This window comes from Micromonospora sp. NPDC049089, from assembly GCF_040648775.1.
Taxonomy (GTDB): domain Bacteria; phylum Actinomycetota; class Actinomycetes; order Mycobacteriales; family Micromonosporaceae; genus Micromonospora.
In genome coordinates this window covers 1-8,301 of sequence record NZ_JBEZEH010000265.1, presented here as the reverse complement: position 1 = coordinate 8,301, position 8,301 = coordinate 1, and the positions used below count along the sequence as shown (strand labels likewise).

General features: G+C 69.6%; 9 protein-coding genes. 6 read left to right on the top strand and 3 right to left on the bottom strand.

What is annotated here, in order from left to right; all coding sequences use genetic code 11:
* Nucleotides 1–60 precede the first annotated feature (60 nt).
* Nucleotides 61–627 carry a maleylpyruvate isomerase N-terminal domain-containing protein gene (locus AB0B48_RS30295; RefSeq protein WP_357207459.1) on the bottom strand — a complete coding sequence of 189 codons (567 nt, stop codon included), beginning with the start codon at nucleotides 625–627 and terminating at the stop codon, nucleotides 61–63.
* A gap of 115 nt (nucleotides 628–742) precedes the next feature.
* Here AB0B48_RS30295 and AB0B48_RS30290 point away from each other — a divergent pair, with 115 nt between their 5' ends.
* Complete coding sequence (locus AB0B48_RS30290) at nucleotides 743–1,723, top strand: helix-turn-helix domain-containing protein (protein WP_357207454.1); 981 nt, start codon at nucleotides 743–745, stop codon at nucleotides 1,721–1,723.
* 12 nt (nucleotides 1,724–1,735) lie between these two features.
* On the opposite strand, the gene AB0B48_RS30285 is transcribed toward AB0B48_RS30290, so the two are convergent.
* Entirely contained in the window at nucleotides 1,736–2,212 is a 477-nt protein-coding gene (locus AB0B48_RS30285; RefSeq protein WP_357207451.1) for a hypothetical protein, read from the bottom strand.
* A 148-nt stretch (nucleotides 2,213–2,360) separates the two neighbouring features.
* Here AB0B48_RS30285 and AB0B48_RS30280 point away from each other — a divergent pair, with 148 nt between their 5' ends.
* Genes AB0B48_RS30280 through AB0B48_RS30270 form a run of 3 tightly spaced genes read left to right on the top strand, consistent with a single transcriptional unit; the run spans nucleotide 2,361 to nucleotide 4,890 of the window.
* Nucleotides 2,361–3,302, top strand: a complete 942-nt coding sequence (locus tag AB0B48_RS30280; protein ID WP_357207456.1) for an ABC transporter ATP-binding protein — start codon at nucleotides 2,361–2,363, stop codon at nucleotides 3,300–3,302.
* A 15-nt stretch (nucleotides 3,303–3,317) separates the two neighbouring features.
* On the top strand, nucleotides 3,318–4,076 hold the full coding sequence (locus tag AB0B48_RS30275; protein WP_357207449.1) for an ABC transporter permease: 759 nt from the start codon (nucleotides 3,318–3,320) through the stop codon (nucleotides 4,074–4,076).
* A gap of 31 nt (nucleotides 4,077–4,107) precedes the next feature.
* Nucleotides 4,108–4,890 carry an ABC transporter permease gene (locus tag AB0B48_RS30270; protein ID WP_357207447.1) on the top strand — a complete coding sequence of 261 codons (783 nt, stop codon included), beginning with the start codon at nucleotides 4,108–4,110 and terminating at the stop codon, nucleotides 4,888–4,890.
* Nucleotides 4,891–4,906: 16 nt separating this feature from the next.
* Here AB0B48_RS30270 and AB0B48_RS30265 read toward each other — a convergent pair whose 3' ends face one another.
* Complete coding sequence (locus AB0B48_RS30265) at nucleotides 4,907–5,770, bottom strand: NAD(P)H-binding protein (protein ID WP_357207445.1); 864 nt, start codon at nucleotides 5,768–5,770, stop codon at nucleotides 4,907–4,909.
* Nucleotides 5,771–5,856: 86 nt separating this feature from the next.
* Between AB0B48_RS30265 and AB0B48_RS30260 the strand changes: the two genes are divergently transcribed.
* Together AB0B48_RS30260 and rox are read left to right on the top strand one after the other, a co-directional pair.
* Complete coding sequence (locus AB0B48_RS30260; protein ID WP_357207442.1) at nucleotides 5,857–6,570, top strand: TetR/AcrR family transcriptional regulator; 714 nt, start codon at nucleotides 5,857–5,859, stop codon at nucleotides 6,568–6,570.
* Nucleotides 6,571–6,767: 197 nt separating this feature from the next.
* Nucleotides 6,768–8,228 carry a rifampin monooxygenase gene (rox, locus tag AB0B48_RS30255; RefSeq protein WP_357207440.1) on the top strand — a complete coding sequence of 487 codons (1,461 nt, stop codon included), beginning with the start codon at nucleotides 6,768–6,770 and terminating at the stop codon, nucleotides 8,226–8,228.
* The last annotated feature ends 73 nt before the right edge of the window (nucleotides 8,229–8,301 follow it).

Below are 8,301 nucleotides of genomic sequence, written 5' to 3'. Positions count from 1 at the left end.
CTCCATCCCCCCGGGTGGACCCGATGCGGGCGACCACCCACCCCGCAACGTCGGTGCGAGTCAGTCGACAGCGGCCCGCCAGCTCCAGGAGGTGCGCCGGGCCCGGCCGGGCAGCTCGCCGCGGCCGGTCATCCAGAGCAGCACCTCGGGCGCCGACCCGGGCGGGGCGTCCGGGAAGAGTCGGCGCAGCACCAGCGCGCTCAGCCGCTGCGACGGCTGCCACGGCACACCGAGACCGAGGGTGATGTCGTGGGTGTGCAGCAGAGTCTCAGCCACGCCCATGGCGGCGAAACCGGCCGGGTCGCACGGACCCCAGTGCCAGGCCCGCACGTCCGGCGAGGTGGCGTCGACGGCGGCGGCCAGCAGACCAGCGCAGGCCCGCACCACTGTGAGCACCTGCGTCGGGCTCGCGTCGGGGGAGACCCGCAGGTCGTACGGCAGATAGCCGTCATCCGGGCGGCCGGTGACCTGGCCCGCGTACGCGAGGAGATCGTGCGCGACGTGCGCCGCTGTCGTCCAGCAGCTCCAGCTCAGCGGGCCGGCCGGCACCGACCAGTCGCGGTCCCGGTGGGGCAGCAGCACGCTGGTCATCTCGTCGGCTGCCTCCCGAATGTCGGCACCGGTCACCGCCGACACTCGCCAACCCGCCGGGTAGCACCGGGCGTGGGATTCCCGTCGCGGGTAAAGAGCGTCGAGGCATGCAAGAATCCATCTTCGCATATGCGGGGAGGCGAGCGGAGTGTTGCCCAACCTGGTTTTGGACACGACGGTGTTGCCTCCGGCGGACCGGTTCGCGTTCTGGTACGCCCTGGTGGCTCAGGAGACGGCACCGGTGCACATCAGCAGCGGTCACCTGGACAACTTCGTGGCCTACGCCCAGGCCATCGATCTCGGCCGCATCCGGATGACCTCTTTGCGCTACCCGTCGCTGGACGCGATCCGGCCCACGAAACTGGTCCGCAGAATCGAGGGGGACTTCTATCAACTCGCGATACCACTGACGGGTCACAGCACGTTGATCCAGGACCGCACCGAGTCCACGCTGGAAGCCAGGAACCACTTCACGCTCCTGGACACCGCACGACCGCACGTCGCACGACACCGCGTCGAGGGCTCCGGTCCCGCCACCACGATCACCGTGCAGATACCGTACGCGGCGCTGCCCCTGGCGCCGGACCGGCTCCGCAGTCTGCTGGCCACGCCGATGCCGTCGCACCTCGGCGTCGGCGGGCTGTTGTCCCACCACCTGCGCAACATCGCGGCACACCCGGAGCAGTTCGAGCCGACCGAGGCCGAGATCCTGGGCGGGGTGGCGGTGGACCTGCTCACCGCGGCGCTCGCCCAGTACCTCGACATCGAGGACACCCTGTCGCCGGAAGCGCGGCAGACCGCACTTCGAGCCCGGGTCGTCGACTTCATCGACCGCCACCTCGACAGTGACGAGCTCAGCCCTCGCAGCGTCGCCGCCGCCCACCACATCTCGGTGCGGTCGCTGCACCGGCTGTTCGAGGCGGAGGCGACAACCGTTGCCGAACTCATCCGCGCCAAGCGCCTGGAGCAGTGCCGGCGTGATCTCGGCAACCCGCTGCTGCGGCAGTCGATTCAGGCCATCGCCGCCCGCTGGGGTTTCCCGGACAAGGCCCACTTCAGCCGCCTCTTCCGTGCCCACTACGGACGTTCGCCGCAGGAGTACCGCACCGGCGTCGCTCGCCAGGACCGGTGACCCGACCGACCGTTACCGCCGACGGTCGGTCGGATCGTCAGCGGCGAAGTCCCGGACCGCGGCGCGGATGCTCTCGCCGTACGGGTCGTCCGGCAACCGCACCAGGTGTTCGCGGGCTCGGGCGAGGTGCTCCCGGGCCGGGCCGACGTTGCCCAGGCGCCGGTGGCAGTCGGCCAGGTTGAGGTACAGCGACGGCAGGAACGCCTGGACCTGGAGCGAGGACAGATACCGCTGGGCGCGTTCGTCGGTCAGGTCGGAAACGGCGGCCAGGGCCCGTTCGTCCCAGGCAAGCTCCGCCTCGGTGGTGTCCTGCAGATCGGCGAGGTAGTGCGCCAGGGTGCAGCGGTGCAGGGCGTCACCGGTGGGGCCGAGCTCGTCCCACAACGCGGTGAGCAGCTCACGGGCTCGGGCAGGTGCGCCGCTCTGGCCGAACTGCACGGCCTCGATGATGCGGGTCATGGTCGGGTCGGCGGTCGTCTGGTCGGTCATGTCGCCGATGGTCGGACCTCGACCCGGTCGAGGGTCAAATCCAGACTACGTCTGGAAATTACAAATATCTGCTCAGATCTTGCACTCCACTGTCGACTCTCCCTAGGCTGCCGGGGTGAGCGAACATGCGCTGGTCGAGGCGAGAGATCTGACGAAGGTCTATCCAGCACGTGGGTCCACTGCGGAGTTCCGCGCTGTCGACGGCATCGACTTCGCGCTTGAACGGGGTGATTCGTTCGGGCTCCTCGGTCCCAACGGCGCCGGCAAGTCCACCACCATGCGGATGATCGCCGCCACGTCGCCGATCACCGGGGGCAGCCTGCGCGTGCTGGGCATGGACCCGATGAGACAGGGACCGGAGATCCGGGCCAGGCTGGGTGTCGTCACGCAGGACGACTACCTGGACAACGAACTCACCGTGCGGGAGAACCTGCACATCTACGGGCGATACTTCGGCCTGTCGCGGGCCGTCATCCGCGACCGCGCGACCCGACTGCTCGACTTCGCTCAGCTGCAGGAGAAAGCCGGCGACCAGGTCGAGACGCTCTCCGGCGGCATGCGGCGGCGGCTCACCATCGCCCGCTCCCTGATCAACGAACCGGACATCCTGCTGCTCGACGAGCCGACCACCGGCCTCGACCCGCAGGCCCGACACGTCCTGTGGGACCGGCTCTTCCAGCTCAAACAGCAGGGCGTCACCCTCATCCTCACGACGCACTACATGGACGAGGCCGAGCAGCTCTGCGACCGCATCATCGTGGTCGACCACGGCCGCATCGTCGCGCAGGGCTCACCCCGGGAACTGATCACCAGGTACGCCACCCGCGAGGTTCTCGAACTCCGCTTCCGCCTCGACGAACGCGACACCGCGGCGGAGAAACTGCGGACGTCGGCGCTGGCCACCGGCGGCAACGACACCGACGGCCGCGTCGAACTGCTTCCCGACCGGGTGCTCGTCTACACCGCCGACGGCGAGGCGGCCCTCGCCACGGTGCACGCCATGTCGCTCACGCCGCTCACCGCGCTGGTCCGCCGCGCGACGTTGGAGGACGTGTTCCTCAAGCTCACCGGCCGATCGCTCATCGAGTAGCAGGAGAAACCACTGGTGTTTCGTGTGTTCGGGTACTGGTTGACCCGCTACCGGCGTACCTGGCGGGGCTCGATCGTGATCAACGTGTTGAACCCTCTGCTGTTCCTCATCGGCATCGGAGCCGGGCTGGGCGCCCTGGTCGACGACAACGCGCCGGCCCAGATCGCCGGCGTCTCGTACGCGGCGTTCTTCGCCCCGGGCATGCTGGCCGCCGCCGCGATGCAGAACGCGTTCCTGGAAGGGGCCCCGGGTGTCGCCCGGGCTGCCGGCTTCGGGGCCTACCGCAGCGCCACACCGACGCCGCTGAGGCCCGAGCAACTCGCCGCCGGGCACCTGCTCTTCATCACCTTCCGGGTGCTCATCGCCAGCGGCGCCTTCATCGTGGTGATGGCCGCGTTCGGGTTGATCGGAGGATGGTGGGCCTTCGGCGCCCTGCTCGGCGCGACGCTGACCGGGGTCGCGTTCGCGGCACCCGCCGCCGCGTGGGCGGTCGGCGTACGCAAGCTGCGCCACATCGACACGGTGTTCCGCTTCGTCATCATGCCGCTCTACATGTTCTCTGGCACGTTCTTCGCGGTCTCGCAGCTACCCGAGTGGATCCGACCGGTGTCCTATCTGCTGCCGCTGTGGCACGGGGTGGAGCTGTGTCGCACCCTCAGCCTCGGTACGGCGACGGTCGCCGGCAGCTCCGTGCACATCGGCTACCTGCTGGCACTCGCCATCGGTGGCTACCTGGTCGCCCGGGTCACCTACCGCCGGCGGTTGCATCCGTGACGGCCCACGCCCGAAGCCTCCTGGAGGCACCATGACCACCGTCGCCGTACCCAGCTGGACGAGACGCCGGGCCCTGGCGCTCATCGAACGCAACTTCATGATCTACCGCCGGTCGGTCACACCGCTGCTCAACGCCCTCGTCGAACCGATCCTGTACCTGCTGTCGATCGGCGTCGGCGTCGGGATGCTCGTCGGCACGGTCCCCGGCGTCGATGTCCCGTACGCCGCCTACGTGGCCCCGGCGATCCTGGCGACCACGGCGATGAACACGGCGTTCAACCAGACGAGCTTCGGTGTGTTCATCCGGATGAGGGTCGAGAAGACCTACGAGGCGATCCTGCCGACACCGCTCTCCGTCACCGACATCGCCGTCGGCGAGGTGACCAGCGCGATGATCAACGGGCTGCTGACGTCGATCGGATTCCTCGCCCTCATGGCCGTCGGTGGGCTGGTCACGTCGGCCTGGGTGCTGCTGGCCCTGCCGGCGTCGCTGCTGATCTCGTACGCGTTCGCGGCCGGCGGACTGGCCGTCACCACGTACCTGCGCGATTTTCCCGACTTCCAGTACATCCAGCTGTTCATGCTGCCGATGTACCTGTTCGCCACGACGTTCTATCCCCTGTCGGTCTACCCGGAGGCGGTGCGGCCGGTGATCCAGGCGCTACCGCTCTACCACAGCATCGAGCTGGTCCGAGAACCCGCGGTGGGCCACGTCGGCTGGGAGCTGCTGATCCCGATGGCGTACCTCGTCGCGTTCGGCTCGATCGCGATGTACGTCGCCACCCGCCGCATGACCCGGGCGATGCTGCGCTGACCGGCTCGAGGGAGCGTCATCGCCGGGCGACGATGGCCTCGAGCACCGAGCGGACGGGTGTCGGGCCGTGGCCGATGACCGTCTCCAGCGTCGGATCGGTCACGGCGAACTCCTTCGCTCGCGCCGCGCGGTACATGCCGAGGGTGAAGTCGGCCGCAGCCGCGGGCATGCCTCGCGCGATGGCGGCCTCCCGCCACTCGTCGTCATCGGCGACGACACGTTCGACGGTGCGGCCCGTGATGTCGCTGAGGATGACGGCCACCGCTTCGAGGTCGAGCATCTCCGCGGCGGTCAACGGTGCCGTGACCCCGTCGAGTACGCCGTCCTCGGTGAGAGCGACGGCGGCGGCCTCGGCCAGGTCGGCGTGCGCGGTCCAGGACACCGGGCCGTCCGCCGGCGCCACGAGTTGCCCGGTCTCAAGCGCGGCGCCGATGGAGAGGCTGAGCGTGCTCGCGTAGAACCCGTTGCGCAGGGCGGTGAAGGCAACCCCCAGTTCGGCCAGGTGCTCCTCGGCGGCGGCGTGGATCGGCTGGGCGGCGAAGAGCGAGTCCCGGGAGGCGGCCTGGTGGCTGGTGTAGAGGACCCGGTTGGCTCCCGCGGCGCGGGCGGCGTCGATGGCGGCCCGGTTCGCGACGAACGCGCCGGCACCGCGGATCGCGGCGGACACGATGAGGACCTTGTCGGCACCCTCGAAGGCGTGCTTCAGCGTGGCCGGGTCGGTGAAGTCCGCGGCGCGCACCCGTACGCCCCGCTCGGCGAGGCCGGCTGCTCTGTCGACGTCGCGCACGCTCACACCCACGGCGTCGGCCGGCAGTCGGTCGAGCAGCCGGTCGACGATCTGGGACCCGAGGTTTCCAGTGGCACCGGTGACGACGATCATGATGAGCACTCCCTTGTTATCGGCGGTACTTGGCAGACGTTAGCACCGATAATTCGGGGATAACAAGACGCTGTTAGCATCGCTTCATGGTGACGACGCAGGACACCCGCGACGACGTCCGTGCGGGCATCGTCGCGGCAGCGACCCAACTGCTGCGGGAGAAGGGCGCGAACGCGGTGACGACGCGCGCCGTCGCCCAGGCCGCGGGCGTCCAGGCGCCGACCATCTATCGCCTGTTCGGCGACAAGGACGGCCTCATCGACGCCGTCGCCGAGCACGTCATGGCGGCCTACGTCAGCGGCAAATCGGTCGCCGCCGACGCCCCGACGGGCGACCCCGTAACGGATCTACGCGCCGGATGGCGCCTGCACGTGGAGTTCGGCCTGACAAACCCCGAGCTGTACGCGCTGATCGCCACCCGGGGGAGCGGCGCACCCTCGCCGGCGACAGTCGCCGGCCTCGACGTGCTACGTCGCCGCGTCCGGCGACTCGCCGCAGCCGGCCTGCTCCGGGTCGACGAGGAGCGCGCACTGCTGATGATCCACTCTGCGGGCAACGGAACCATCCTCACGCTGCTGGGAATGCCCCCCGACCAGCGAGACCTCGGTCTGGGGGAGGCCATGCTCGAGACCGTGCTCTCCGGCATCCTGGCGACAACTCCAGCGACACCCGACACCACCGCGAAGGCCGTCGCGGTGACCTTCGCGACGGTGCTGCCCGACCTCCCGGGGCTCACCGACGCCGAACGCGCGCTGATGGCCGAGTGGCTCCACCGATCGCTGACCCACCCGACCCCGTGATCACGTGGCGGGGAAAGAGCTCGACGGAATCGCGCTGGGGGAGATAGCTTGCAGGTGACCGCGACACCGCCTGAGGAGGTGAGACCCATGAACGTTGCAGCGATGTGGGTGCTCCCCCTTGCCGTCACGGTCGGGCGATTGACGTAGGCGTCGCCGGGAGCGCCTTGCCAACACGGCACTCCCGAAAGGCAATACCTGTGCAACTCTCCACCACGTCACCGTCGACCGATCGCACGTACGACGTGATCATCGCCGGCTGCGGGCCGACCGGTGCCATGCTCGCCGCCGAACTACGACTGCACGACGTGCGGGTCCTCGTTCTGGAGAAGGAGACCGAGCCGACGTCGGCCGTCCGCATCGTCAGCCTGCACATCCGCAGTCTGGAGCTGATGGCGATGCGCGGGCTGCTGGACCGCATCCTCCCGCACGGGCGGCGGCGTCCGGCCAGCGCCTTCTTCGCCGCCATCCCCAAGCCCGCGCCCGAGGGCCTGGATCCCCGGTACGCCTACCTCCTGGGTATCCCGCAGCCGGTCATCGAACGTCTGCTCGAAGAACACGCCATCGCACTGGGCGCGCAGGTCCGACGTGGTTGCGCGGTCGCCGGCCTCACGCAGGACGACGAGGGTGTGACAGTCGAACTGGCCGACGGGGAACAGCTGCGGTCGCGCTATCTCGTCGGTTGTGACGGCGGGCGCAGCACGGTGCGCAAACTGCTCGGCGTCGGCTTTCCCGGCGAGCCCGCCCGGACCGAGAGCCTGATGGGCGAGATGGAAGTGGGCGTCCCGCAGGAGGAGCTGGCCGTCACGGTGGCCAAGGTCCGCGAGACCCATCAGCGATTCTGGCTCCGGCCAGCCGGCGTCGGGGTCTACAGCGTCCTGGTGCCCGCCGCCGGGGTCAGCGACCGCGCCGAATCGCCCACCCTCGACGACTTCAAGCACCAGTTGCGCGCCGTCGCCGGGACGGACTTCGGCGTGCACTCCCCGCGTTGGTTGTCCCGCTTCGGTGATGCCACCCGGCTGGCCGACAGGTATCGGGTCGGGCGGGTGCTGCTGGCCGGCGACGCGGCGCACATCCATCCGCCCATCGGCGGGCAGGGCCTCAACCTGGGCGTTCAGGACGCAGTCAACCTCGGCTGGAAACTGGCCGCGCGGATCCGCGGCTGGGCGCCGGAGGCACTGCTGGACACCTACCAGGCCGAACGCCGCCCCGTCGCCGAAGCGGTGTTGGACAACACCCGAGCCCAGACGGAGTTGCTGTCCACCGAACCGGGCGCACAGGCGGTGCGGAGGCTGCTCATCGAGTTGATGGACTTCGACGAGGTGAACCTCCATCTGCTGGGGAAGATCAGCGCCATCGGCATCCGTTACGACTTCGGCGCGGGCCCCGACCTGCTCGGTCGCCGCCTGCCCGACATCGCCGTGCGGCAGGGCAACCTCTACGGTCTGCTGCACCACGGCCGGGGCCTGCTGCTGGACCGGACCGAACGCCTGACCGTCGGCAGTTGGTCAGACCGGGTCGATCACCTGGCCGATCCGACCGCAACACTGGACGTCCCCGGTGTCCTGCTGCGCCCCGACGGCCACGTCGCCTGGGTCGGTGACGACCAGCGGGACCTGGACCAGCACCTCTGCCGCTGGTTCGGCGAGCCGGCCCACTGATCTCAGGCCGGCGGCCTCGTCGTCGAGGCTGCGGGCCAGACCAACCAACGGCGACCGGGCGTTGGGCGACTCT

Coding starts and splice junctions, on each gene's coding strand:
- AB0B48_RS30285 (WP_357207451.1), bottom strand. CDS start 2,212: ATGACCGACCAGACGACCGCCGACCCGACCATGACCCGCATCATCGAG.
- AB0B48_RS30265 (WP_357207445.1), bottom strand. CDS start 5,770: ATGATCGTCGTCACCGGTGCCACTGGAAACCTCGGGTCCCAGATCGTC.
- AB0B48_RS30260 (WP_357207442.1), top strand. CDS start 5,857: ATGGTGACGACGCAGGACACCCGCGACGACGTCCGTGCGGGCATCGTC.
- AB0B48_RS30270 (WP_357207447.1), top strand. CDS start 4,108: ATGACCACCGTCGCCGTACCCAGCTGGACGAGACGCCGGGCCCTGGCG.